Here is a 25,064-nt window from a genome sequence, read left to right on the forward strand (position 1 = left end):
AAAACCTTAAACATAAAACCCTCTATGCAGATAAAAGATATTGTAAAAAAAGTAAAGCAGATAGAAATCCGTACCCGAAAAAAGACGGAGGCTGCTTTGATGGGGCAATATCACAGTGCCTTTAAAGGGCAGGGAATGACTTTTTCAGAAGTCCGTCCCTATCAGTTTGGTGACGAGATCAGAAGAATCGACTGGAATAAGACTGCTCGTTTCCGTGAACCCTTTGTAAAGGTGATGGAAGAGGAAAGAGAGCTGACCATGATGCTTGTAGTAGATATTTCTGCTTCTATGGATTATGGAACAAAAGCCCAGCTGAAAAGAGAATATGTTGCAGAAATTGCTGCCAGTTTGGGGTTTTCAGCAGCCGGAAATAATGATAAAGTGGGATTGATCCTCTTTGCAGATAAAGTATATAAAGTAATTCCACCGCAAAAAGGAAGAAAGCATATCCTTTCTATTATCAGTAATATCCTTACTGCAGACTATGTTCCGGCAGAATCTAAAATAGATAAAGCGCTGGAATATATGATGGGAATCTTTAAAAGAAAATCGTTGGTATTCCTGTTCTCAGATTTTCAGGACGAATATGATTCTAAAATGCTGAGAGTGGCATCAAAGAAGCATCAGTTACTGGGAATGAGGATATATGATGAAAAAGATAATGAAATTCCTGATGTAGGGTACACATTACTGTATGATGCTGAAACCGGGAAAGAAATATGGGCCAATACTTCCAGTGCAAGGTGGAGATATTCTTTTGCAGAAGCGCAAAAGCAAAAATTAAGAGCATTGGAAGAAGATTTTGCCAACAGTTCGGCCAGTTTTATGAATGTAAATACCGGCGCAGATTATTCAAAATTGTTGTATCATTATTTTCAGAAAAAATAACATCGGGTTTTGCCCGTCAATAAAACATCAGGCTTTAGCCTTTATTATTATTTAACATTGAGAAAAATACTTTTAATACTATCTTTTCTAATCTGTGCAAATGCCTTTTCACAGATACTATCTTCGAATGTAGAGAAGAAAACCATTGCTTTGGGAGAAACCAATCATCTTGTGATAAAGATTGATAATCTCCATGATGAGCAGGTGAACTCAGCAGCCAAAAATGAATTGCTGCCTTTTCACTTTGAAGAAACCAAGGACAGTATCGGGCAAAATGCCAATTCATACGAAAGAAAAATAGAATTTGCTGTTTTTGAAGAAGGAAAATTTACCATTCCTGAACTGGAGTTTAAAGTAGGAGATAAGATTCTTAAAACCATTCCTTACGAAATAGAAGTCATTAATACAGCTCAGAAAGCAGACCAGATTAATGACATTATGAAAAATAAAGAGGTAAAACTTGAAGCCAAGGATTATTGGGAGCTTTACAAGTTTTATATTCTGGCAGCATTGGCAGGTATTGCTTTGATTATTGCCATTATTATGATTGTAAAATGGGGTAGAAAAGTGAAAAGCTCTCCAGTAGTTGCTACCAACCAAACATTGAAGGAGCTGGATTCTCTTAAAAAGAAAAAATATATTGAAGGCGGTAATTTCCGTTCATTCTATGTAGAACTGATCGAAATATCAAGAAATTTTATTACCAAACAATATCATCTTCCTGCAGATGTTCTTTTGACTGATGATCTTATTGATGTTATGAAGAAGAATAATACCATTTCTCAGGATAATGAAAAAATTGTAGAAGAGGTATTCCTGAGAGGAGATTTGGTGAAATTTGCTAAAACATTTCCGGATCAGGCTACAATGGAAAAGGATTTTGCAGATATCAGAGACTTTGTGAAAAGGTCTTCCAAAGATTTAGAATTCGAAAACTTAAGAAAGGATGTTTAATTTTGAGTTTTACAGTCCATGGTTTTTATTGCTTTTTCTGCTGTTTATTCCTCTTTTGATAAAAGATTGGGGTAAAAAGAAAAGAAAAGGTATTAAAGTTCCTACCATAAAAAACATGGGAACTAGCGGAGGTATACAAGGAGTTCTTTTTCTACTGAAGATATCAAAATATATTATTCTTTCGGCACTTATTATTGCCATGGCGAGACCGAGAACATTTACGGTTTCACAGGATAGAGATGATACCAAAGGAGTAGATATCATGCTGTCTATTGACGTCTCACTCAGTATGCTGGCAAAAGATTTAAATCCGGACCGTATTACTGCCCTTAAGGATATTGCGGTTAAATTTGTTCAGAAGCGTCCAAATGACAGGATTGGAGTAGTTGCCTATGCGGCAGAAGCATTTACCAAAGTTCCTGTAACTTCAGATCATCAGGTAGTGATTGATGAGATCAAAAACCTTAATTCTAATGGTCTTGAACCAGGAACAGCCATAGGAGAGGGGCTTTCGGTTGCAGTGAACCATTTAATTAAAAGTAAGGCCAAAAGTAAGGTGATCATTCTGATGACGGATGGTGTAAGTAATATTGAAAACGCGATCCCGCCACAACTTGCTGCAGAACTGGCAAAAAATAATAATATAAAAGTATACACCATCGGAATAGGAACAAACGGTTATGCGCTGATGCCTACAGCGGTGGATTTCTTTGGAGATCTTATTTTTACCGAAGCTGAGGTGACTATCGATGAAAATACATTGAGAGAAATTGCTCAGACTACAGGAGGAAAATACTTCAGAGCGACTTCAAACAGCAGCCTTGAAGAAGTGTATGATGAGATCAACCAGCTTGAGAAATCTGATGTAAAAGTGTCTAAGCTGTACAATTATGAAGAGTATTTCAAGATATTTTTATGGGCAGCTCTAGCGATGCTGGTACTGGATGCATTATTGAGATGGGTGTTTTATAAAATTTTAAGCTGATGAGTTGGTCCTTAGGAAATTACTGGTATTTATTTTTACTGTTGCTGCTGCCTCTGTTAGCTTCCTTTTTGATCCGTTTTTTAAAATGGAGGAAGAGAAAGAGAGAAATCTTTGCGGCCAGCCAGTTTCATGATAATTTATTTGAAAAAAATTCAGGATTTACACGATTTTTTCCTGCATTATATCTGTTGGGTACATTATTTCTGATATTTTCAATCATCGATCTTTTGAACGGTTCTGAAGAGGTGAAAAGCAATCAGAGATTGAATAATGTGATCTTTATGCTGGATGTTTCCAACTCCATGAATGCTGAAGATATTGAGCCAAGCCGTCTTACTGAAGCCAAAAATCTGATGATGCAGACCATGTCGAAAATGAAGAACGATAAAATCGGGATTGTCATTTTTGCAGGTCAGGCCATCTCTATCATGCCTTTAACAACCGACTATAATTCTGCAGAAACTTATATCGGAGCTATTGAAACAAATTCTATGAAGATTCAGGGAACAGACTTTCTGAAAGGAGTGGAGGCTGCCACTGAGAAATTTAAAAATGTAAGCAAAGGATCACGAAAAGTGATATTACTGAGTGACGGTGAGGATAATGAAGGGAATGATAATGCAGCGATAAGGCTTGCCAATAAAGAAGGGATAACCATTACCTCTGTAGGAATAGGAACAGATGAAGGAGCTCCGGTTCCTGTGTATAATGAGGGACAGCTGATGGGCTATAAAACAGATGTCAATGGAAATACTGTTATTTCCAAAAGGCAGACGGAAGCCCTAAGTAAAATGGCTGGTTCTACAGGAGGAACGTATATTGATGGAAATAATATCAATGAAGCTCCGGACAGAATCATTGATGCCATTAATAGGAAGTCTTCAGGATCAGAAACAATGGTAAAGTCACAGAATGCTAACCATTATTATCAATATTTTTTAGCAGTATCTATTCTGTTTTTCTTTTTAATTTATATTTTTAATCCCAAAAATGATTTTAACCTATAGTTAACCTTTATTTATAGAATAAAATCTATAGGTACTTTAACCCAATTTTAACAAATAAAACTCTGTTTCTTAACATATAAAGGAATAATTTTGCAGGTAATGAATACTAAAAACATATTTTTATCGTTTATAGTTGCTTTCTCGTTCTCAGGCTTTTTGTTTGGGCAGGAAAACTATAAAACTTTGGTTCATGAAGGTAACCAGAAATTTGACGGTAAAGATTATGATGGAGCTTCTTCCAAATACATGGAAGCCGTGAAGTCTAATGATAAAGATTTTACAGCTCATTACAATATGGGAAATGCTCTGTATAAAAGTAAAAAGTATGAAGAAGCAAAAGCAGAGTTTGAAAAAGCAGAACAGCTTTCACAGACTCTTCCTGATAAAGCGGCTGCCCTTCATAATTTAGGAAATACCTATATGCAGATGAATCAGCCGGAAAAAGCGGCAGATTATTATAAAAAAGCGCTTAAACAAAACCCTTACAGCGAGGCTACCCGTAAGAATTATGAAATTGCCAAGTTGAAGGAAAAAGAAAAGCAGCAAAATAAAAGCGAGCAGAATAAATCCGGTAAAGGAGGCGGCAGCGGTAACGATCAGAACAAAGGTGAAGATCAAAAAGGTGATAAAAAAGACCAAAGGCAGGATCAGGGAAATGGCCAGCAAAACGAAGGTAAAAGTGACCAGGGCAATCCTCAGCAAAATCAGAATAATGAGGGCAGAATGCCAAAAAATCTTGAAAATCAGCTCTTAGATAAAATAAACGAAAAAGAAAAAGAAACCGCCAGAAGAATTTTAAACAAAAATTCTTATTCGATGCCCCAAAGCAACGAGAAAGATTGGTGATGAAAGATAAATTGATTTACATATTGCTTACTTTAGCATCCGTAATTACTTACGGACAGGTAAATCTTTCTCTTGATGCTGATAAAACGGAGTATGGTGGAAAAGATATTGTAAACCTTACCATTGTCCTTGAATTGAATGGAAGCGACCTTGTTCAGCAAACTGGTTTTCAGCTTCCGGACCTTTCAAAATTCAATATTATCGGAAGCGGATCCGTAACCAATACGGTGATTGATCCTGCCACGAATACATTGATTACCCAAAAAGTATCCAGAATCGCTCTTGAACCTAAGAAAAAAGGTAAAATTAAAATAGGGTCAGTACTGGTTACTGTAAACAATAAGATTTATAAAACCGAACCTTTCGATGTAAACATTCGTGATATTGTTGACAAAAGATCTTTAGCCAGCAATACTTCCAATGAAGTATACCTGAATATGGAGATTGAAGACAGGGATGTCTATCAGGACCAGCCTACCATTGCCGTTCTGAAAGTATATTCCAGAAATATGGATAATCTTAGAAAAGTAAAGAATATCCGTCTTCCACAGCAGGATAATATCAATGTACATCCTATTAATTTCAATAAATCAGAGATTGATCCGTCCGATAACGGGAATATGGCATCCCAGGTATTGGCGATGTTTATGGTATTTCCGAATGAAGCCGGATATGTTGAGGTTCCTGGAGTCTCAGCATCTGTAAGCACTTATTCAAACAAAAATAAAATTGTTTCCAATAAAGTAAAAATCAATGTAAGGAAGCTTCCGGAAGGAGCACCTGAAGGCTTCAGAAATGCTGTTGGAAGCTTTAATGTAAGCGTTTATAATATTACTAAAGAGAAGCCTGAAGCCAAAAAACCATTGAATGTTGTGGTTAAGGTAAGCGGAGAGGGGAATTTGCCTGATCTAATCCTTCCGAAAATTGTAGCATCTCCGGACTATGAAGTTTTTGCTCCCAAAATGACCTCAAAGGTTTCTCCTGGTACTTCCGGAATGAAAGGAGAGATTCTGGCCAATTATGTAGTGATTCCTAATAAATCAGGAGCTATTTCTATTAAGACGGAACCATTTGCTTTCTTTGATCCTGAAAACAAAGAATATGTGGATGCGGGACAAAAAGTATTGGATGTGAATGCACTTTCGCATGATCAGGTTCTGGAGTCCCGTTCTACAGTGGAAAAGGTAAATGAATATACCAATAATCTGTTAGAGACTGTAGACACACCCGTTTTGAAAACGACTTCATTTAAAGTAAAAGAGAAAAGTAAATTCCACTGGAGTATTCTTTTAACAAATATTGTCATTCTTTTAGGCTTATTTGTTGTGTATCTGTTATTTAAAACTTGGCAAAAAAAAACGTACATTAGTTAGGGAAACCGTATCTCAAAAACCTTTGGGTTCAGTGGCAGAAACGGAAAAGGAAATCAGAGAGTTGATGAAAACGGATATCAACGATTATTTCGGTTATCTTGAGAACCTCAAAGATAACGGCGAGTATGAAAAGTTTTTTGTTACTTTGGAAGAGCTGGATCAGGAAGTAAGAAACCAGTATTTTCAAGGCTCTGTTGGGGAGTTTAAGACATTTCTCGAAAAGCACAAGGGTTCTTCGGTGGCCGAACAATATGGAAGACTGCAGCAGAAAATTCAGATGGAGAAATATTCTCCTGTGAAATCTCATGATGGTATAGAAGAACTTTTGAAAACAATTGTTAATTTATATTCACAAATTAGCAAATAGTCAGTTTATTTTCATATTTTTGCGAAATTTTTAATTACAAAGAGATGGAAATTTTTGATGGTTTCTCTTTTAAAGAGATCGTTACCAGCTTTATGGTTCTTTTTGCCGTTATCGATATTATCGGCTCAGTTCCCATTATAGTAAGCCTTCAGCAGAAGTTCGGAAAGATCGAAGCTGGAAAAGCTGCGATTACTGCCGGAGCAATTATGATTGTTTTCCTGTTTGTAGGGAATAAAATTCTAAAACTGATTGGGGTAGACGTCAATTCATTTGCAATCGCAGGAGCTTTTGTGATTTTTGTCATAGCCCTGGAAATGATTTTAGGAATTGAGATCAACAAAACAACCGAAGCAAAGGCTGCTTCTATCGTACCCATCGCATTTCCATTGGTGGCAGGTGCCGGAACTTTAACAACGGCGCTATCCCTTAGAGCTGAATTTCATGATATTAATATTATCTGCGGGATCATTCTTAATACAATTTTCGTATATTTGGTGCTGAAATCAGCGAAATGGTTGGAGCAGAAAATAGGAGATGCTACTTTGATGATTCTTCAGAAAGTTTTCGGTATTATTCTTTTAGCGATTTCAATTAAATTATTCACTGCAAATTTTGCCCAATTGGTGCTTAATTATGTTAATTTTTAAAAATTATGAAGAAGTTTTATAAAGTATTTTTAGTACTGTTCATCGTTTTCATCGCTATTAATTTATATGCTATCAACTGGCAGAATGATCTTATTGCTGATGAAGACAACATCAAGTTTGTATTTTCTGCATCTGCTGCTGCAATAGGTCTTATCCTGCTTTTTGTCATGGATACCTGGAGCCGAATCGGTGTAAAGAAGTAAATTAAATATTTATATAGATATAGCCTCTTTCTTTTTGAAGGAGGTTTTTTTATGGATAAAAGATAAAAGATAAAAGATAAAAGATAAAAGATAAAAGATAAAAGATAAAAGATAAAAGATAAAAGATAAAAGATAAAAGATAAAAGATAAAAGATAAAAGATCTTGTCGTTAAACAACTATTAATTATAGTAATTATCCATATGGATGTCAACATCAATAGGGGTGGGCTTTAGCCTAGTGGTGGTCGGAAGAATATCCGACCATTTTATTTTAAGTTTTAAAAACTTTATCAGGATTTCCCCCTGCCCCTATTATTAATATAGATATGGCAAGGTTCCTTATCTCCATAGCAAATCTTCTTTTGGCTGTTTTATATCCTATATTATTTGCTTTTTTATAGATGAGAATGAGCATAGCTGTAATAAGAGTCATGTAAATCATTACTTCTATACCATTTTTATTGAGTGAAAGAAGATGACTAGCATGAAGTTCCTGTTTTAGAAATCTAAAAAACACTTCAATGTCCCATCTTTTCCGATAATAATCCGCAATATCTTTTGCAGAGATTTGAAAGTCATTGGTTAGAAACCAAAATTCTTTTTCAGGTTGCTGTTTGCTGCTTACTACAACCAATCTGAAATGTGTTTCAATTTGCTCCTCCTTATTATAAGTTTTCCCTTTTTGAGTTGGGACAGGTTTTGACGAATATAACTTTACTAAACTATCTTTTATGAGTACAATTTCTCCTAAGTCGATATTCTGATCTTTTTCAATAAAAGACTTTATTTCTTCATGTTTTCTATTTTCTTTAGATCTTATAACAAAAAACACCCCTTTATCATCAAATTCTTTCATTCTTTGGGCAGAACCCAATCCTTTATCTATAATATAAATATTGGCATGTTCTTTTTCTCTTTTCACATGTTGCAATACAGCTTCAGAAAGAGCATTATCTTCTGCACAGTATTTAGGAGTATTGTAAATTTCAACTCCGCAAGGAAGCAGCCCATCAAATAAGACACTATACTTAATAAATTTCTTACCTCCGTTTTGAGCAATGCCTTCCTTTAATTTTCCAGCTGCTTCACCAATAACAGTGCTATCTGTTCTGATTAGATCATATTTTTCTCTTTCTGCCGGGTTATAGGAATCACAGAACATATTATAGATACAATCGTAGATTTCTTTAAAGTATCTTGAATCGATTTTTGAAAGCCTCTCAGAAATAGAACTGCGTCTTACAGTTTCAGTTTCATCAAGATTGAATAAAGCCTTAAATACAGGATCTTTAAATGTGTCTTCCAGTGTTCGCTGGCTTAATTTTTCATTGCTGGTAATGGCAAATAACAGAAGATAAAACATCTTTCTGCCTTGAAGTACTTTAGAATAATGATCTACTTTGGTATTGGCTGAAAGATGAGATAAGAGGGCTTCAGGAATAAAGCTTAACAACTGGGAAACTGAAATTTTGTGCTCGCTAAAAATGGACATATTAATAAGTATACTTATCAAAGATAAAACTTAAGTAACCCAAAATGAAAATCGGAAGAAAAAATCTTCCGACCATCACTAGGCTTTAGCCCATCCTAATAAATGAAATAATTCCATTGGCTTTAGCCGAAACCTAATATATAAAACACAAATAACAAAAGAAGTTTCATAAGTTTCACAATAATTATGCAGATTTATAACCATGCACATTGTCATCCTGAAAGAATCTAAGTTACTTTACCCTTCTCTCTATTCTAAATATAAAAACAAAAAAATCTGTGAGAATCCGTGTAAATCTGTGGTGGGAAAAATTATAGAATACTTTCTATTTACTAGGAAACAACCAAATTTTTCAAAATAGCTTCAGACTTCAGCTCTGTTTCCGTCCATTCTTTTTCAGGGTTACTTTGAGCTGTAATTCCACCTCCTACGAAAACATGAACAGAGTCTTTATAAAGCCTTGCGCATCTAAGATTTACAAAATAAAGAATGCTGTCTTCTGTTTCTACTTTGATATAGCCGGCATAAAATTCACGTGGAAACTTTTCATATTTCCTGATGTTTTCATTGCAAAAATCTTTAGGAATACCACAAACAGCAGGAGTAGGGTGGAGATCCTGAATCAGCCTGTCAAGCTCATTAGGATTTATGGTTGTTTTAAAATCTGTACGAAGATGTTTGATATTCCCGGAAACATGATCATAGGTTTCAGATTGCAGAATATTATCTGAATAGTTTTTAAGAATATTCTGAATATAGCTGGTGACCGGCCTCTGTTCCTCGATTTCTTTTTCCGTCCATTCATCAGAAGTAGGAAGAGTTCCTGCTAATGCCATGGTTTCAAACTCGTGGGTGGTTTTATTAAACTTGCCTAATACTTCTGAAAAAGCGCCCATCCAGGCGTTTTTACCATCATTAAACAGATATCTGAAGGCATTGGGATAAGTTGTGCAGAGATTATCAAAACTGGCCTTATAATCAATTATATTAAAGTCTGTAAAGATCTTTCTTCTTGAATAGACAAGCTTAGGAAGATCATTCTCTTTAATCACTTCAATAACCTGTTGTAAAGTATGGGAATATTCCTCTTTGGTTTCTGCCGTAAAACCTGTTTTGTCTTCTGTTAATGTTTCGTTGGTGATTGAAATATCATTATACTTTGTAGAATCAATATTGATGATGTTTCCATGAAAGCTGATATGCTTAAGGCTGTCATAAGAATAAAAATTAACCGCATTTTTATCAGTTGTTTCCTCTACAGTATATAATCCTTCGTTGAAGGGAAGTTTGAAATAAATCATGAGTTATGAACAGATTTTGAAAATCACTCACCGGAAATAATATAGGAAATTCCGACATTGATTTTCCTTTCTGCAAAGGTATTATTAGTCTGAAAGATGTCAAAATTATGGGCGCTGTTTTTTAGCAAAATTCTTCTTAAAGTGCAGAAAAAAAATTATCATCGTAAGGATATAAAAAAAGCTCAATTTTTTTGAGCTTTTAATTTATAGGTCTGTTCAACCTACTTATTGATGATATTATTTGTCATCGTAGTATGGTTGATAAGTGTTCCTTTTTCATCCCTGATTTCAATTTCGGAAACGTGCATTGTTTTTCCTTTCCTGATGAAGCGTGCAGTAGCGGTTACAATGCCATCCTTTTTACTTCTTAAGTGATTAGAATTAATGTTGGTTCCTACACCATAATATTTATCACCGTCAATAAAGATATTAGACAGGCTTGAACCCAATGTTTCAGCCAATACACAGCTTGCTCCGCCGTGCATAATCCCAAAGGGCTGATGTGTTCTTGGCAGTACGGGCATGGTAGCAGTAAGGGTTTCATTTTCGAGATCGATATCAATGAATTTGATCTCCATTGCTTTTGCCAGGGTTTCACCGCCCCAATTATTGATGAATGCTAATATTTCTTCTTTTGTCTGACCTTTCATTGTATAATAAATAAGAGATGATTGATAAATAATGATGGGAAGTTGTTTATTATTCTCCCGTTCCCATAATATTTGGATTCCAGTTAGCCGGAACCTTAGGGACAATATCGTTTTTTACATAATAATCCTGAATTTCCTGCATGATTTCAGAAAACGGAACTGTGGCAATTCTCTCATAAGGAATTGTGTAGCCAAGGTATACAATGTTTCTTTTGAAATCGCCGGCTGCAAGTACAATAGGAACTTTTGCTGCCATTGCCATATGATAGAAGCCTTTTCTCCATTTCGGAACCCAGCTTCTGGTTCCTTCCGGGGTAATAACAAGGCTGAAATCTTCCTTAGCAAACTGATTGGCTACAAAATTGACAAGGTCATTTTTCTGGCTTCTGTCAATACCAATGCCTCCAAGTCCTTTTACAACACCTCCATACCAGGCTTTGGTATGAGCATCCTTAATGATGATTTTTAAAGGTTTATTCAGTGACCAATAGGCAAAGTTTCCTAAAATGTATTCCATATTATGAGTATGGGGTGCCACCACCAGGATACATCGGTTCAGGACATTAACGTCGCCCTGCAGAACGACTTTCCATCCTAGTAATTTTAACATCAGTTTGCCTATCAGCTTTTTCATAGATTCTTGGATTAAAAACAAAAAAGTATAACCAATTGGGTTATACTTTTACAAATATATTGAAATATTATTGCTCTTAAAACAAACCGTTGATTAAATCTACGATTTTCATTACGAATTCCATTGCAAATTGTATCATAATAAGAGTGTTTTTTAGTGTTGGTTGGTTATTAAATTTTAACTATACGAAATTATAACAATTTTTCCAAATAGAGAACTAAATAATAGTTTTTTTTCACTTTTCTGAGAGAAGAATGGTGTGAATTTCAAACGGTTGCTTTCCATTCACACCTTCTACCACTCTCTGTAGTTAATTATTTAGTTTGTATGGATATTTCGTTTTTTCCGTCTTTTATTTTGATGTCCACATCTTTGTTGATTTTTTTGATATCAGATGCTACGGAATCAATAACTTTCTTAGCCTGGTTATTCGGAACTTTTTTACCGTTAATGATAATACTGTCTTTATCATCAGAGTTATATTCTATGCTGGAACCGTTTACTGTGATTTTATTTTTCTCGATTCTGATTCCGTTGTGATGTTCATCTCTGTCCTGGTCATCATCATCCATACCGTCTCCGTTCAGGTCTCCGTCAAAATCAATTCTGTCTTTTTTCAACGGGATTACTACTGCATTTTGAGGAACTACTAGTTCATAATTTACTCTGTAATCTCTGAATCTGTGTTCATACGGGTATTTTATGTAGTTGGGAAGTATTACTTTATTGTCTACAACCTCTACCGGTACTGTTACCTGAATGGGGAAGTTATAGCCATTTCCTTCTTTTTTAATGATTAAGTAAGGTGTTTTTACTTCCGGTTTTCTTGTCACTTCTACAGAGATATAATCTTCCTCATACACTGATCTTTTATCAGAATAAATATCATCATCGTAAGCTTTATAGTTTTGTGGGATGCTTACTTGTTTTACATCTACATATACAGTATCTGAGGTTGTATTGATGGCTACATTTTCAATATCTTCTTTGCTGCCTTTGTAGATCAGGTTTTTCTTAGCCATACTGATTCCGAAGTAAGTTCCCAGTCCGATCAGAAGAAGGAATAATCCACCAACTACCCATCCAAGATTTCTCAGTTTTGTTTTTGGAGAGAAGATCTTAATACTTAATAGGCTGAAAAGGATGGCTGGAATTAAGCTTCCTATGATCATGATCGCTGCCAGTACTTTATCCAGACCATTGTCATCCATATAGAATCTGATCTGATTAGCTCCTGGGAAGTCTGTATCCATTCCAAAAAGTGCAAATAATACAAATACTCCGATAATACTTCCTACAGCAATCAATACTGAGAATGCTCCGATGATATATTTGAATACATTCCATATTCCGCTTCCTGCATTGTCTATATAAGGTTTGTTTTCGTTATAGATTTCTCCGACCCTCTGAGTAGATTCGTTGGCAAATTGTACCAATTTATTAGACTCATTCTTAAGATTGTCGAAGTTCATAGGCTTTCCCTGCATTTTCAGGAAATCTGAAGCACTTTGTGCTTTTGGAAGTACCAACCATAAGATTAGATACAACAGTAGGATTACCAAAGCACTTCCTGCAGCAGGAATCATTACAAGGAATACCACTACCCAAATGATTCTCATAGCGGTAATGTCCATTCCTACGTAGTGAGCTAAACCTGCACAAACACCTGCAATTTTCTGTTTTTCAGGATCACGGAATAGTTGTTTTTTGTCTGTATAGTGAGTTCCCGTGTTTGTATTTTTAGTTGAATTTTTTTCAGAAAAATAAGCCTCTTCCTGTTCTTCGATTTTCTCAGGGGTTCCGATTTGTGCAATTACTTTTTCTACATCGGTATCGTTGATTACTTCACGTTTTCCCAGAGAATCTCTGAAGATCTCTACCATTCTTATTTCTATGTCATGCATTACCTCATCTGCTTCCGAAGCATCCAGTGAGCTTCTCAGAGCGTTCAGGTAGTCGCTGAGCTTTATATATGCGTGTTCTTCTATGGTAAAAGAAAAACCTGCGAGTCCTATTGAGAGTGTCTTGTTCATAGCTTTGTTTTTTAATGTTGTTGAGTGATTTGGTTTACTGAAGCGGTAAGCTCATTCCACGTATTTAAAAGTTCATCCAGGAAAAGTTTTCCTTTTTCTGTGATCTGATAATATTTTCTGGGTGGCCCGCCTGTAGATTCTTCCCATCTGTAAGAGAGAAACTCTCCGTTTTTAAGTCTTGTAAGAAGAGGGTAGAGGGTCCCTTCCACTACATCCAGTTTTCCTTTTTTCAGTTCATCAATGAGATCAGAAACATACATTTCGCGATTATTGATGAGACTTAGAATACAGAATTCCAGAATTCCTTTTCGCATTTGCGCTTTGGTATTTTCAGTATTCATCTTTGATAATTTTTGTTAATTAAGGTTATATTTTTAGAAAAGTGCTCCTAGCTAGTTGAGCCTATTCTAATTTTACATTACAAAGATATGTAAATAAAATGGTATTATGCAATACAAAGTAGTGAAATTTTGAAAATAAAATTATTAATATATTGATAATCAGTATAATAAATTTTAATTTAAAATTTTGAGTAATATGCTTTAAGAGAAAAACTTTCTAAAAACCTTAAAAATTGAGTGAATTTTGAAAATGTAAGGTATGAAAACCTGGTTTTGATAAATGTAAGGCTTCACTTTTATCTGCGGTAAAAAGTTTTAATGCTAATGTTACCATCTATCTCTCATCAAAATGAGTTTAAATACATTTGAGTTTTGAAATCGAAACTATGATTCGTATTTTTGTTTGGAAGTTTTTATAAAACATTTGAATCCAATATTACTATGAACATGAATATTTTGAATTACTACAGGAGTATATCCGCTTTTCTATTATTAGGGCCTTTATGTTTTGGGCAGTACCAGTTTGAGGTAAAAGATGCTTCAAAAAACTATAATGCCATTATTCATATCAACAATTGTTTTGATGATCAGTGTATGGAGAAGGGAACAGTGGAATTATTTGATAATAAAAACAGCAAAGTACAAACCTTTACATCAGATAATCTGGTTTTACATCTTGGAAAGGGGCAGAGACTGCAGCGTGGAAAAATGATCCCTTTAGCAAAGGAACAAAGCCCTTTAATCTTTGGTGATTTTAATTTTGACGGAACTGAAGATCTGGCCATAAGAAATGGAAATATGGGAAATTACAGTTCGGCATCTTATGATGTGTATGTATTTAATAGTACCAGAATGGCTTTTGTGAAAAGTAAAGAGCTTACAGAACTAGGATCAGATAATTTTGATTTTTTTGAAACAGATCCGGTTCGCAAGCGCATTATTACCTTTGGAAAGGATGGCTGCTGCCGACTTTTCACCACAGAATTTGAAGTAATTCCTAATAAGGGACTTGATAAGGTGCTTGAAAAGGAAGAAGACAGCAGTGAAGAAGGCTATGTGAAAGTCATTATAAAAGAAAAGAAAAATAATAAATGGACTACCAGAACGAAGGTATATCCATCAGATCAATACAATAGAGAAAAGTAAAATGAAAATTCAGAAAGAAATTGATTTTATCCTGGCTGTAGATGCCCTGAAAAATGTACAGAGAAGAAATTATAATGCAGATGATTCAAGAAGAGAGAACACAGCAGAGCACTCCTGGCAAATCATTATTTTGGCACAAATCCTTTATCCTTATGCTAAAAACCGTGCAGATATAGATTTGTTAAGAGTCATAAGAATGCTTTCCATTCATGACCTTGTGGAAATTGAAGCAGGAGATACTTTCCTTTTTGATGAAGTCGCTATGATAGGAAAGTTTGAAAGAGAAAAAGTGTCTGCCCAGAAAATCTTTGGAATTCTGGATGAACCTCTACGTTCTGAATTCTTCAATCTATGGCTTGAATTTGAGGAAGAAGCGACTCCGGATGCTATTTTTGCATGTTCTATCGATAGAATTATGCCTTTTATTCTGAATTCTCATACTTCAGGAAAAAGCTGGACAGAAGCAGGTGTTACTGAAAAGCAGATCAGGAATATGCTGGAAACTGTCATTACGAGAGCATCAGATGAAATGGGAGAAGCTTTTGAACTGCTGTTGAGCAGAAGCCTGGAAACTGAAAAAGTTTTAAAATAATCTCAAATAAAAAGCTGATGACTGGATTTTATTGTTTCTCCTATAATCAATAGAAGCCGTTTGTTTAGCTTTTCTGAAATCAGTGAAAACAGGAATATTTTATCCAGAGTTTAGCAAACAAGACATATTATAATGAGTTTCGGGCGGCCTTTGGCCGCCCGAAACTTTTTTATTTATAGTATCTGGATTGGTTTCTTGAATTCATCAATTGCAACAAAAGTAAAGTCACCTACGATGGCTTTTTCTCTCTCATAAGAGTACATCTGCTCTGTGTAGATTTCAACGCTTACTTTCATACTTGTCTTTCCAACGTATGAAACTTTTCCGATCAGTTCTACAATCGTTCCGGCAGGAATTGGTTTTTTAAAATCGATTTTGTCACTACTTACAGTTACCACTCTTTTTCTTGCGAAACGGGTCGCAGCAATAAAGGCTACTTCATCCATAAGCTGCATAGCAGTACCTCCGAAAAGAGTATCGTAATGATTGGTTGTGTTAGGGAAAACCGCTTTAAAGATTCTGGTTTCGGCAGCTTCAATTCTTTCTTCTGTAGTCATATTTCATTATTAAATAAGGCGAAATGAAATAATATCAAAACAACAGAATAATGACAGGAACATTGGAAATCCCTGAAACAATCCATCAGATCAATAAAACTTCAAATCGCGAAAGTTTCTTGTTTAAGAAAGCGGCAGGTCTCCTGACTTGTAACATCATTTATCTCCTTCCCATGCCTCGCACAGTGGATCTTTTGATAAAGATTTCAGTTACTTACAGTTGCGCGACAGTCCGTGATTTTCACACGGTTCCCTTTTAATCTGCGGTTATGCAGAACCAGTTTCTGTGATGAATAAGCCTAAACTTTTTCGGTGCAAAAATAATGAATTTATTCCGGATTATGATAAATAATCTGACTGATTACTCTTCCCTTTTTGATCGTCCATAAAGTGGTATATCTATATTCCCCGAACCATTGATCATATAAAGGAAAATGTTGTCATTGTCCAGGGAGGTTACTCCTATATTGTTAAAGTCCATAGTGGGCTGGAACATATTTTTGATGGCTTCTCTTACAAAAACAGAACCTCTTCCGGGCTGCTGAAGTCTGATAGATTTGATTTCAGTCATTCCTTCAGGAAGGTCGTTGCCAATTCCCCACGGTTTAACTTTATCAATTGTAAGAAGCTTTCCTTCTGAATCTTTTTCCTTTTTACGGTAACCGGCATTGGATGGGTAAACATCAATAACCACTTTACTTCTTTGTGCAGTAGGAATTTTGGGATCAGAATTATCAGTGAAGATCAATGATCTTCCGTTTTTAGATTTAGAAGGAGTATAAGCGGGAAGCTGATCCACAAAGGCAATACGTTCTTTGTTAACCATTCCTTCTTTGTCAAGAGTTTCATATCGTACAAATGGTTTGTCATCATCCTGCTTTTCAGGATATTTGATCCAGATCCATTCCGTTTCTCCCGGAGCAGGTTTTACATAAACAAATACATCCCCTTTACGCATACGGATCTTATCTACAATTTTTCTGTAGTTGTCTTTATGTACACGTACATTGGCATATCCTTCTTCAGCTTTTACAACACCAAAAGGAACTTTGTTTTGCCCTTTAACGAAGGCTAAAGAAAAAATACTGAAAGCAGACAGGTACAATGCTTTGTTTACTGAAATCATCTTAACAAATTTTAGATTCCCAAATATATAAATTTAATGCTTTTTGGATGGGTAAAATAAAAATGTATTTATTGAAATTATCAATATACTCTGAATAATTTATAAAATTCATCATCAGGAATATAATACTTGTCATTCTCCTGTAACCATTCCAGAGATTCTTTACTGAGATTTAGTTTATCATAGGCTTTGGTTTTCAAATACTTTTTTTGTCCATCGACGATACTGTATATTATTTGCCCTGTTTTATCGTCTACCAATAGGGTTCTCTCTTTTGTCGTTCTGTCTTCTGGATGTGGAGAAAGTAAAATATACCAATAGGAATGAATGTCATTAAAAGCTCTATAAATACCTATAAAGGGAGATCCATATGAATCCGCTATAGCCAGAACATCGTAAAAATTCATCCTGAAAGGAGAGTCATGGTCTATTTTTTGTAGTAATGTTCCGTCTTCAGCATAAGCGTACCATATTCCTCGCGGATAACCGGCAGCTTTTACTCCGTATCCAAAATGTCTTATGGTATGAATTGAACCATTTTTGTAGAAGTTAACTTGGGTCTGAAATGAGTTAGAAAACTGTTGGGTATATCCTGCATTTTCAGTTGTTCTTGTATACTTCTGTGTATCTTTTTTACCCGTCAGAATAAGGCTGATTATTCCGTCCTTGAATTCATAAGTCGTTAATGGAATAGGGTTGTCAGCTTTGTCTCTCAGCTCAGCAATATGTTTATTGTTGTCTTTATCATGTCCTACGGTGTAAAATATCCCATTGATTGGCTGCTTTTTTTTGGCATAGGAAACCAGGGTCTCATAAGTAGGTACAATCAGGTTTTCCTTTGAAATATCATCAATTTTTAACGTACTGAATTTTTGTGCCGGATTGGGTATTTTCTGCTGTGCACTCATAAAAGGTGAAATACTGAAAATACCAATTAAAAATAATGATCGATATATCTTGTCCATATTAAAATAGTTTTTCATCTACAAATCTTGTATTAAGATTCTGACTTCTGATTAGATGAATTATAAATAGCTTTCGGATCATTTTTAAGGTAATAAGAAAATACCCCGAAGAATAACAGTACAACAAGAAATAAAGCTCCACATACATAAAAAGCTGTTCCAAAACCATAGCTGATGGTCACTCCGCCGCCTAATCCCATTCCAACCTGATTGTTTCCTAATCCTTCCATTTTTGATTGGAAGGTTAAATAGAAAGCCAGTAAAGAGATAAGTCCTACTAAAGAAATGGCAATGTGATACATGTATTTCTTCTTAATACTTTTTATGACTTGAATGATAATCCCAACAATAGCTGCCAGAAAAGCGATGATAATAATCGGGCTTGGCGGAATATTTTCTTTCTCTTTTTTATTGTTGGATTCGTTCAATGGTGAGTATTCAGAATCGGAATTTGAAGATTTATCACCTGAATCATTTCCGAAAGCAGAGCCAAACGGAGAGCTTTTCTTCAGGTTTTCTTTCATCCGTTCATTCATTGTTTGCTGGGAAATTCCAGTTACCAGATCTGTTCCTTTAATAGACATTAAGGTGGTATCTCCACATTTTATCAGAAAAAAAGGAAAGAAAAAACACAGAATAATTACCGTATAACTAGGTATCGGAATAAGGTCTGATAATACTTTTAATGGTTTCATAAATTATTGTTTCTGTTAAAAGTAGGAAAAATTATGATGATAATGTGCAAAAGAAAAAGAGAGCATCTTCAGACGCCCTCTTCCATTATTGTATTCAGTGAATTTTCAAATTCTCAAATTTAATCCATTTCCAAATTGATTAGATTCTCTCTAATTCATCTGCATCAATGGTTGTTTTGAAAGTTCCATAATTGACAATCACTTTATTTCTGGAAATTTTCTCAATGGTTCCTACGCTTGTACTTCCTGTAATTCGGACACGCTGGCCTATTTTCATCCATATTTCGCGGTCACTTTTGCGTTTTTCCTCCAGTTTTTCGTTGGTTTCTGCAATTTTTTCAATTACCTCTTCTTTCTTAAGCTGTTGGGTGATCTTTCTCTTCACCACCTGAAGGCGCTTGGATTCATCTTTATCAGCACCAATCTTTCTGAATTTTTCCTGTTCGAGCAGTTTTACAAAATCCTTCACTACATCTTTTCTGGACTTTCCTTTTGTATAGCTGTCGATGAAAGTTTCAATCTTGTTTCCAAACTGAAGTTTACGATGTTCCTCTTCATAAAGTTTCTGGAAATTGAAAAGTTTCTGCTGAAGCTGGTCATTCAGTTTCTGAAGATTATCACGTTTATCTTCTACAGATTCTTTTCTTTCTGCAAGATCAGATTTCAGTTTTTCAACCTCAAACTTTTCTTGCTGCAGTTTTACAATCGTTTTATCAAGATTCACAATATCATGTTCCACTTTTTTCTTGGCAGAATGAATGATAAACCTTGGGATTTTATTCTTCTCAGCAACTTCAAAAGTAAATGAACTTCCTGCTTGTCCTACTTCCAGTTTGTACATGGGCTCCAGCGTTTCTTCGTTGAAAAGCATTGCAGCATTCTGAGCATTCGGAAGCTGTTCTATAACCAGTTTGATATTGGTGTAATGCGTTGTAATGATCGCAAAACTCTTCTTATCATAGAAAAACTCCATGAAACTTTCAGCCAAAGCACCACCTAATTCAGGATCAGAACCCGTTCCGAACTCATCAATCAGTAAAAGCGTATCCGAATCAGCCTCACGGATGATTCCGGACATTTTCTTTAACCTTGATGAATACGTGGATAGATGATTTTCAATGGATTGATTGTCACCAATATCAGTCATGATCTTCTCAAAGAAAAACATTTCAGACTTTGGATGAACAGGAACCAAAATACCACTCTGAATCATCAGTTGCAGCAACCCGACAGTTTTCAGGGTAATGGATTTTCCACCAGCATTAGGCCCGGAAATACAGATAATTCTGTTATGTTCCGTTAAAGCCAGAGTTTGTGGGTGAATGATTTTGTTCTCAACCTTATTTCTTAACCATAATAAAGGATGAAAGGCATCTTTTAACCTCAATGTCTTATGGCGGTTGATTTTAGGAAGAATACCATTGATAAGTTCTGCAAACTTAGCTTTAGCCCTTACCAGATCAAGATCAAAAATATACATCTGATACCTCCAAAGCTGAGGCTGGAATTCTGCAAGTTCTGTGGTAAGCTGTCTTAAGACTTTATCAATCTCTTTTTTCTCTTCCTCTTCACTTTCACGAAGTTTGAAATAATGTTTTACAACACTGTCCGGCTGGATATAGGTGATAGAACCGGTTTTTGAAATTCCCAGGGTTCTTCCCGGAACTCTTTTCTTAAAACCTGATTTTACCGCTAAAACCCTTTGGTCATCAATAATTGTTTCCCGTATATCATCCAAAAAGTCACTCTGTCCATAAGTTGTCAGAGCACGGTTGAAGTTTTCCTGAATGGCTTTTTTAGCATGCTGGATCTCTGTTCTTATCCCTTTTAAAGCAGGAGAAGCCTCATTTTTTACCTCACCAAAACGGTTAAATACCTTGTCAACCTTATCAATGATCTCTTTTCTGAATTCCAATACCGAAACCTCTTCCAATAAAGTAGGAAACGTTTCCGGCATGGTAGGGAAGAACTTCTGTAATCTTCCGATCTGTTCCGTGATGGTTTTTATTTTGATGAAAGCACTGTTTTCCAGACGGTAATTCTCAATCAGCATCAGTTTCAGCTCACTTTCAATATCTTCATATTCATCAAACGGAATCGCATTTGAACTTTCAAAACTCGACAGATATTCTGACGTTTTTTTCAATGAAAGTTCCGCCTCGTCAATTTCCATCGGACGAAGTTGAAGAATTTTTTCTCTTGTTTTGGGAGAATACGCAAATGGGGAGATTTCCGCGAGCAATTGCGGAAACTCTAATTCGTCTAAATCTTCTTTATCTATATACACAATGCAAATTTAGTGAGAATTTTGATTATTACGTATATTTGAGCGATTTACAAAATAGATTAATGCAGAATTATTCCCTATTCTGTATTTCTTTTCAAAGATTTGAGGGTAATTTTTAATGAAAGATATGAAACTGGAAACAGAACGTCTGGTCCTGAAAGAGATCAATGAAGCCCATATAGAAGATATTCTTCGAATCAGAAGTAATGAGGTGATCAATCAGTATGTGAAAAGGAAATCTCCCAAAACCAATTATGATGCTTTGGAATTTATTCTGCATATTAAAAGAAAAACTCAGTATAAAGAGATCATTTTCTGGGGAATTGCATATAAAGACACTCCAAATCTTATCGGAACAGTATGTCTATGGAATTTTTCTGAGGATAGGAAGATTGCGGAGGTTGGGTATGAGCTGCTGCCGGAATATCATAAAAAAGGACTCATGTCTGAAGCTCTTCAAACTGTTTTAGAGTATGGATTTAATGAGTTGCAATTGCTGGAGATTGTAGCTCTCACAAGCAGATTCAATGAAAACTCTCAACAAATTCTTCTAAAACACTATTTTATCCTTCAGGAAGATAAAAAAGACGAAAATCATCCAGATAATATTATTTTTAGGTTAAAAAAGGATAACTGCAAATGTATTTTTAATGATTACTTTTTCTATACTATTGTATTATTTTTAATCAAAAGAAAAGTGAAGATATTTAAAGTATGAGTTGTACTTTTATTTTAATATTAATTACTTTTGCAATATGACCTGGACAGAAATTTTAGCCCCGATAAAAAGTACGGAATACTTTACAACACTTTGGGAAAAAGTAAAGAACGAATATGCAACTACTAAGGTTTTTCCACCTAAAAATCAAATCTTCAGAGCATTGGAAATTACGTCGTTTGAAGACGTTAAGGTAGTGATTATCGGTCAGGATCCTTATCATAATGACTTCCAGGCAAATGGTTTATGTTTTTCTGTTTCTGAGCAGGTGACAGCACCACCATCCCTTAAAAATATTTTTATTGAATTAAAAGATGACCTTGGCGTAATAAGAACTTCTAAAGAGCTAGATGATTGGGGAAAACAAGGGGTGCTTTTATTGAATGCAACATTAACGGTTCGTGCCCATTCACCCAATTCTCATAAAGATCTCGGTTGGGAAACATTTACCAACTATATCATCAAGGAAATTTCAGATAAAAAAGAAAACGTAGTTTTCGTATTGTGGGGAGCATTTGCACAAAAAAAAGCCGAACTTATAGATCCGGCTAAGCATTTTATATTAAAATCGGCACACCCATCGCCATTCTCTGTTTATAGAGGATTCTTTGGAAGTAAACCATTCTCAAAAATTAATGAGTATCTTATTTCCAAAGGGAAGGAGGCGATTTCTTGGTAGTATCTGAAGATGCTTTGTTCTTTTTAATACTGACTCCTATTTTATATTTTCCTTTTAACTCTTCAGCCCCACCTGCTTTAGGGTATGGGGTGACTTGTTGGAGTGTGATGGTGTAACCGTTAAATTCAGCAGATTGATGATAGTTTTTGTTTGGGAAATCCATGCTGGCAAGATTCAGGAGTACAGGACGGGTAGAGGTTCCCATAACTTCAATTTGAGCAAGAGCAGCTCCGGCCCAGATACAGTTTACTCCTTCAGGACACCGGCTGTCTTCGGTAATTCCTTTGAATGTGATGTTCATTTTATAATCCAAAAGGAACTTATTTTCCCCCTCGCTTAGATAGATGAGGTCATTCTTTTGTTCATCAGACGATTGGGTATGGGCTGTCATTTCAGGAGTTTTTGTTTCTGTTTTTGTTTTCTTTTGGGCTTCGCATCCCGTTAATGCGAAGATTCCCAGGCTAAATAAGAGGGCTTTATGAAGCATGATTTTTTCTTTTTTTGAGTTAAATAATATCAAACATATTAAGGAGTACTACCAAAAACATTGCCACACCCACTACGAAACTGAACCCTGTACCATAAATAAATCCAATTAAAGCACCTTTAGTGGATTGTAAAGCTTTGTTCATATCTTTGCTGTCGTGAAGCATCTCTCCGATAAATACACCTGCAAACATACCGATAAGGAAGCCTAATGGAATCGGAATAAAAATTCCCACAATAGTCCCTATTACCGAACCAATACTTCCCCAGCGGGTCCCGCCATATTTTCTGTTGGTTCTTGCGGGAATTACATAGCTTAAAATTACAGAAGCTGCTGTGAGAATCCCAAAAGCCCAGATATAGATCATGGGAAGATCAGCATTTGTCCCGAATTTGTAAATCAACAAACCGCAAATACTTAATAGCAGGCCTGGTAAAACAGGGAGAAATGTTCCCAATATGCCGACAAACAATAAAATAAGACAGAGAATATTAATGACAGTTGTATCCATTCTTTAAAATATAAACGAATATATGAAACCTTAGTCATTCAACAAGCAGGCCTAAGTATGAAAATACAGAAGATTTTTGAATAGTTTAATGGAAATTTACAACCCGCTTTATATTTTGGGCTGAAAATTGATTGGGAATAGTAACATCATCATCCTTAATTTTATAAATTTGCTGTAATGAAAGATGACCTACAGGAAACCAAGAACTATTTGCAGGAAATAAGCGAACGGTTATACATTTATATCACCCAAGTTTCACCCAGTGGGCTGGATTGGGTTATTCATATCATTGTAAAGCTGGCATTGCTTTGTGCCGTATTTTTGATTGTCGATTTTGTTTTGAAATTCTCAATCAATGCTGTTTTTCGCCTCTTTCATAACGAAGAAAAATTTCCTGTCCTTAAATCTATTTACCAATCTAAAATCACGAATTCGGTAGCTCATTTTGCAGCTCTTACTATTGCTGGCGGGATACAGGGATCTATATTTCCAGAAGGGGCTTTACCTAAAACCACCATCTTCATCATACGTTGTGTGAATCTGGGATTAGTAATGATTCTTGCAGGGATGTTGTACAGATCATTAACAGCATTAAGGAATTACTTTTCTATCAAGCAGGATTTCTATAAAATTATGGCTCTGAATGCCATCTCGGAAACGATGAAAATCCTTGGGCTCTTCGTGTTTACTGTTGTAGGTCTCTGTGTAATTTTCGGGATTAAAGGAACTACGATTGTAGGAAGTCTTGGAGCTATAACGGCAGTTTTGGTACTTGTTTTCAGAGATACCATTCTGGGATTTGTGACCGGCATTCATGTGGCAACGTCTAAAAATATGAAAGTAGGGGACTGGATCAGTATTCCCAAATACAGCATAGAAGGAAATATTACAGAAATAAGCCTTCTGACGACAAAAATTACCAATTTTGATAAAACAGTTTCTACAATTCCTACTTATGATTTCCTGACGACGGAGATCAAGAATATGCAGGTGATGTCTGAATCCAATAACAGGAGGATCAAAAAATCGATTTACTTTAATATCAATTCTTTTAAGTTTCTTACGGAGGAGGATATTGAGCGTTTAAAGGAAATTAACCTTATTGCAGACTATCTTGAACAAAAAAGTGGGGAAATCAGAAGAGAAAAAGAAAGCCTGAGCAATAATGATAAGACTATTAATGGAAGGCAGCTTACCAATATCGGGGTTTTCAGGTATTATGCACAGAAATATATTGAGAACGATCCTGATGTCGAAAAAAATGCAACAAGAATGGTTCGTCAGCTGGAAATTACTCCGCAAGGACTTCCTCTTGAGGTATATTGCTTTGCGAATGATTCAAAATGGGAACATTTTGAGCAGATCCAGGCTGATATCTTTGATCATTTACTGGTGGCATCCAAAGAGTTTGAACTTCAGGTGATGCAGGTAAGTATTAAAGTATAAAAGAGGAAGTAATACTTACTCAAAAAATAAATTCAATTGTAAATGATAGGAAAATTAGAGTACCAAAAGAAGTAGTAAGTCCGGATGAATTCCCAGCTTCCTGCTTCCATCTTCTAACTTCTCTTATCCAATAT

General features: G+C 35.4%; 27 protein-coding genes and 1 riboswitch. Of the genes, 14 read left to right on the forward strand and 13 right to left on the reverse strand.

Translation table 11 applies throughout. The features are described from left to right. Positions 1 to 24 precede the first annotated feature (24 nt). The 9 genes from H5J24_RS04675 (at position 25) to H5J24_RS04715 (ending at position 7,270) form a co-directional block, all read left to right on the forward strand. Positions 25 to 888, forward strand: a complete 864-nt coding sequence (locus H5J24_RS04675; RefSeq protein WP_068944182.1) for a DUF58 domain-containing protein — start codon at positions 25 to 27, stop codon at positions 886 to 888. A 57-nt stretch (positions 889 to 945) separates the two neighbouring features. Continuing rightward, a complete protein-coding gene (locus H5J24_RS04680; RefSeq protein ID WP_068945166.1) occupies positions 946 to 1,842 on the forward strand; it encodes a BatD family protein in 897 nt (298 codons plus the stop codon). After that, the gene (locus tag H5J24_RS04685; RefSeq protein ID WP_068944181.1) at positions 1,835 to 2,827 is read left to right on the forward strand and encodes a VWA domain-containing protein; all 993 of its coding nucleotides are present in this window, start codon (positions 1,835 to 1,837) and stop codon (positions 2,825 to 2,827) included. Before H5J24_RS04680 ends, H5J24_RS04685 begins: the two co-directional genes overlap by 8 nt. Beyond that, positions 2,827 to 3,834 carry a vWA domain-containing protein gene (locus H5J24_RS04690; protein ID WP_068944180.1) on the forward strand — a complete coding sequence of 336 codons (1,008 nt, stop codon included), beginning with the start codon at positions 2,827 to 2,829 and terminating at the stop codon, positions 3,832 to 3,834. The genes H5J24_RS04685 and H5J24_RS04690 overlap by 1 nt, the downstream gene beginning before the upstream one ends. Positions 3,835 to 3,933: 99 nt before the next feature. After that, positions 3,934 to 4,680: a tetratricopeptide repeat protein gene (locus tag H5J24_RS04695; protein WP_082811260.1), complete on the forward strand. Its 747-nt coding sequence runs from the start codon at positions 3,934 to 3,936 to the stop codon at positions 4,678 to 4,680. After that, positions 4,680 to 6,053 (forward strand): BatD family protein, encoded by a 1,374-nt coding sequence (locus H5J24_RS04700; protein ID WP_232816070.1) that lies wholly within the window; start codon positions 4,680 to 4,682, stop codon positions 6,051 to 6,053. The genes H5J24_RS04695 and H5J24_RS04700 overlap by 1 nt, the downstream gene beginning before the upstream one ends. A gap of 31 nt (positions 6,054 to 6,084) precedes the next feature. Further along, positions 6,085 to 6,420 carry a hypothetical protein gene (locus tag H5J24_RS04705; RefSeq protein ID WP_232816071.1) on the forward strand — a complete coding sequence of 112 codons (336 nt, stop codon included), beginning with the start codon at positions 6,085 to 6,087 and terminating at the stop codon, positions 6,418 to 6,420. 44 nt (positions 6,421 to 6,464) lie between these two features. Further along, on the forward strand, positions 6,465 to 7,067 hold the full coding sequence (locus H5J24_RS04710; protein WP_068944178.1) for a MarC family protein: 603 nt from the start codon (positions 6,465 to 6,467) through the stop codon (positions 7,065 to 7,067). A 5-nt stretch (positions 7,068 to 7,072) separates the two neighbouring features. After that, a complete protein-coding gene (locus H5J24_RS04715) occupies positions 7,073 to 7,270 on the forward strand; it encodes a hypothetical protein (RefSeq protein ID WP_066694630.1) in 198 nt (65 codons plus the stop codon). A gap of 271 nt (positions 7,271 to 7,541) precedes the next feature. Here the strand turns inward: H5J24_RS04715 and H5J24_RS04720 are convergent, their stop codons facing one another. The 6 genes from H5J24_RS04720 to H5J24_RS04745 form a co-directional block, all read right to left on the reverse strand. Then, positions 7,542 to 8,762, reverse strand: a complete 1,221-nt coding sequence (locus H5J24_RS04720) for an IS4 family transposase (protein WP_068939257.1) — start codon at positions 8,760 to 8,762, stop codon at positions 7,542 to 7,544. 332 nt (positions 8,763 to 9,094) lie between these two features. Continuing rightward, positions 9,095 to 10,063, reverse strand: coding sequence for a chorismate-binding protein (locus H5J24_RS04725; RefSeq protein WP_068944177.1), 969 nt, complete (start codon positions 10,061 to 10,063; stop codon positions 9,095 to 9,097). A 221-nt stretch (positions 10,064 to 10,284) separates the two neighbouring features. Further along, positions 10,285 to 10,713, reverse strand: a complete 429-nt coding sequence (locus tag H5J24_RS04730; RefSeq protein WP_068944176.1) for a PaaI family thioesterase — start codon at positions 10,711 to 10,713, stop codon at positions 10,285 to 10,287. 49 nt (positions 10,714 to 10,762) lie between these two features. Beyond that, positions 10,763 to 11,347, reverse strand: coding sequence for a 1-acyl-sn-glycerol-3-phosphate acyltransferase (locus H5J24_RS04735; RefSeq protein WP_068944175.1), 585 nt, complete (start codon positions 11,345 to 11,347; stop codon positions 10,763 to 10,765). A gap of 314 nt (positions 11,348 to 11,661) precedes the next feature. Further along, positions 11,662 to 13,380 carry a PspC domain-containing protein gene (locus tag H5J24_RS04740; protein ID WP_068944174.1) on the reverse strand — a complete coding sequence of 573 codons (1,719 nt, stop codon included), beginning with the start codon at positions 13,378 to 13,380 and terminating at the stop codon, positions 11,662 to 11,664. Between the two features lie 11 nt (positions 13,381 to 13,391). Continuing rightward, on the reverse strand, positions 13,392 to 13,721 hold the full coding sequence (locus H5J24_RS04745; protein WP_068944173.1) for a PadR family transcriptional regulator: 330 nt from the start codon (positions 13,719 to 13,721) through the stop codon (positions 13,392 to 13,394). A 441-nt stretch (positions 13,722 to 14,162) separates the two neighbouring features. Here H5J24_RS04745 and H5J24_RS04750 point away from each other — a divergent pair, with 441 nt between their 5' ends. Both H5J24_RS04750 and H5J24_RS04755 read left to right on the forward strand, forming a co-directional pair. After that, positions 14,163 to 14,867: an XAC2610-related protein gene (locus tag H5J24_RS04750; protein WP_068945164.1), complete on the forward strand. Its 705-nt coding sequence runs from the start codon at positions 14,163 to 14,165 to the stop codon at positions 14,865 to 14,867. A gap of 1 nt (position 14,868) precedes the next feature. Then, positions 14,869 to 15,459: an HD domain-containing protein gene (locus tag H5J24_RS04755; RefSeq protein WP_068944172.1), complete on the forward strand. Its 591-nt coding sequence runs from the start codon at positions 14,869 to 14,871 to the stop codon at positions 15,457 to 15,459. Positions 15,460 to 15,632: 173 nt separating this feature from the next. On the opposite strand, the gene H5J24_RS04760 is transcribed toward H5J24_RS04755, so the two are convergent. From H5J24_RS04760 to H5J24_RS04780, 5 genes are all read right to left on the reverse strand, one after another. Then, positions 15,633 to 16,016, reverse strand: a complete 384-nt coding sequence (locus H5J24_RS04760; RefSeq protein WP_047098292.1) for an acyl-CoA thioesterase — start codon at positions 16,014 to 16,016, stop codon at positions 15,633 to 15,635. Between the two features lie 116 nt (positions 16,017 to 16,132). Further along, positions 16,133 to 16,313: riboswitch (cobalamin riboswitch) on the reverse strand. A gap of 64 nt (positions 16,314 to 16,377) precedes the next feature. After that, on the reverse strand, positions 16,378 to 17,142 hold the full coding sequence (locus tag H5J24_RS04765; protein ID WP_232816072.1) for a hypothetical protein: 765 nt from the start codon (positions 17,140 to 17,142) through the stop codon (positions 16,378 to 16,380). Positions 17,143 to 17,222: 80 nt separating this feature from the next. Beyond that, entirely contained in the window at positions 17,223 to 18,107 is an 885-nt protein-coding gene (locus tag H5J24_RS04770; protein WP_141395716.1) for a hypothetical protein, read from the reverse strand. Between the two features lie 32 nt (positions 18,108 to 18,139). Then, on the reverse strand, positions 18,140 to 18,802 hold the full coding sequence (locus H5J24_RS04775) for a hypothetical protein (protein ID WP_068944169.1): 663 nt from the start codon (positions 18,800 to 18,802) through the stop codon (positions 18,140 to 18,142). Between the two features lie 139 nt (positions 18,803 to 18,941). Then, a complete protein-coding gene (locus H5J24_RS04780; protein ID WP_068944168.1) occupies positions 18,942 to 21,089 on the reverse strand; it encodes an endonuclease MutS2 in 2,148 nt (715 codons plus the stop codon). Between the two features lie 127 nt (positions 21,090 to 21,216). On the opposite strand from H5J24_RS04780, the gene H5J24_RS04785 reads away from it, so the two are divergent. Together H5J24_RS04785 and H5J24_RS04790 are read left to right on the forward strand one after the other, a co-directional pair. After that, positions 21,217 to 21,807 carry a GNAT family N-acetyltransferase gene (locus tag H5J24_RS04785; RefSeq protein ID WP_232816073.1) on the forward strand — a complete coding sequence of 197 codons (591 nt, stop codon included), beginning with the start codon at positions 21,217 to 21,219 and terminating at the stop codon, positions 21,805 to 21,807. A 37-nt stretch (positions 21,808 to 21,844) separates the two neighbouring features. Beyond that, positions 21,845 to 22,486 (forward strand): uracil-DNA glycosylase, encoded by a 642-nt coding sequence (locus H5J24_RS04790; protein WP_068944167.1) that lies wholly within the window; start codon positions 21,845 to 21,847, stop codon positions 22,484 to 22,486. Here the strand turns inward: H5J24_RS04790 and H5J24_RS04795 are convergent. Beyond that, positions 22,452 to 22,973: a hypothetical protein gene (locus tag H5J24_RS04795; RefSeq protein WP_068945162.1), complete on the reverse strand. Its 522-nt coding sequence runs from the start codon at positions 22,971 to 22,973 to the stop codon at positions 22,452 to 22,454. The genes H5J24_RS04790 and H5J24_RS04795 overlap by 35 nt on opposite strands. A 19-nt stretch (positions 22,974 to 22,992) precedes the next feature. After that, a complete protein-coding gene (locus H5J24_RS04800) occupies positions 22,993 to 23,484 on the reverse strand; it encodes a DUF456 domain-containing protein (protein ID WP_068944166.1) in 492 nt (163 codons plus the stop codon). 177 nt (positions 23,485 to 23,661) lie between these two features. On the opposite strand from H5J24_RS04800, the gene H5J24_RS04805 reads away from it, so the two are divergent. Further along, the gene (locus H5J24_RS04805; protein ID WP_068944165.1) at positions 23,662 to 24,930 is read left to right on the forward strand and encodes a mechanosensitive ion channel family protein; all 1,269 of its coding nucleotides are present in this window, start codon (positions 23,662 to 23,664) and stop codon (positions 24,928 to 24,930) included. The last annotated feature ends 134 nt before the right edge of the window (positions 24,931 to 25,064 follow it).

The sequence above is a fragment of the Chryseobacterium capnotolerans genome (assembly GCF_021278965.1).
In the GTDB taxonomy this organism is placed as follows: Bacteria; Bacteroidota; Bacteroidia; order Flavobacteriales; family Weeksellaceae; genus Chryseobacterium; species Chryseobacterium capnotolerans.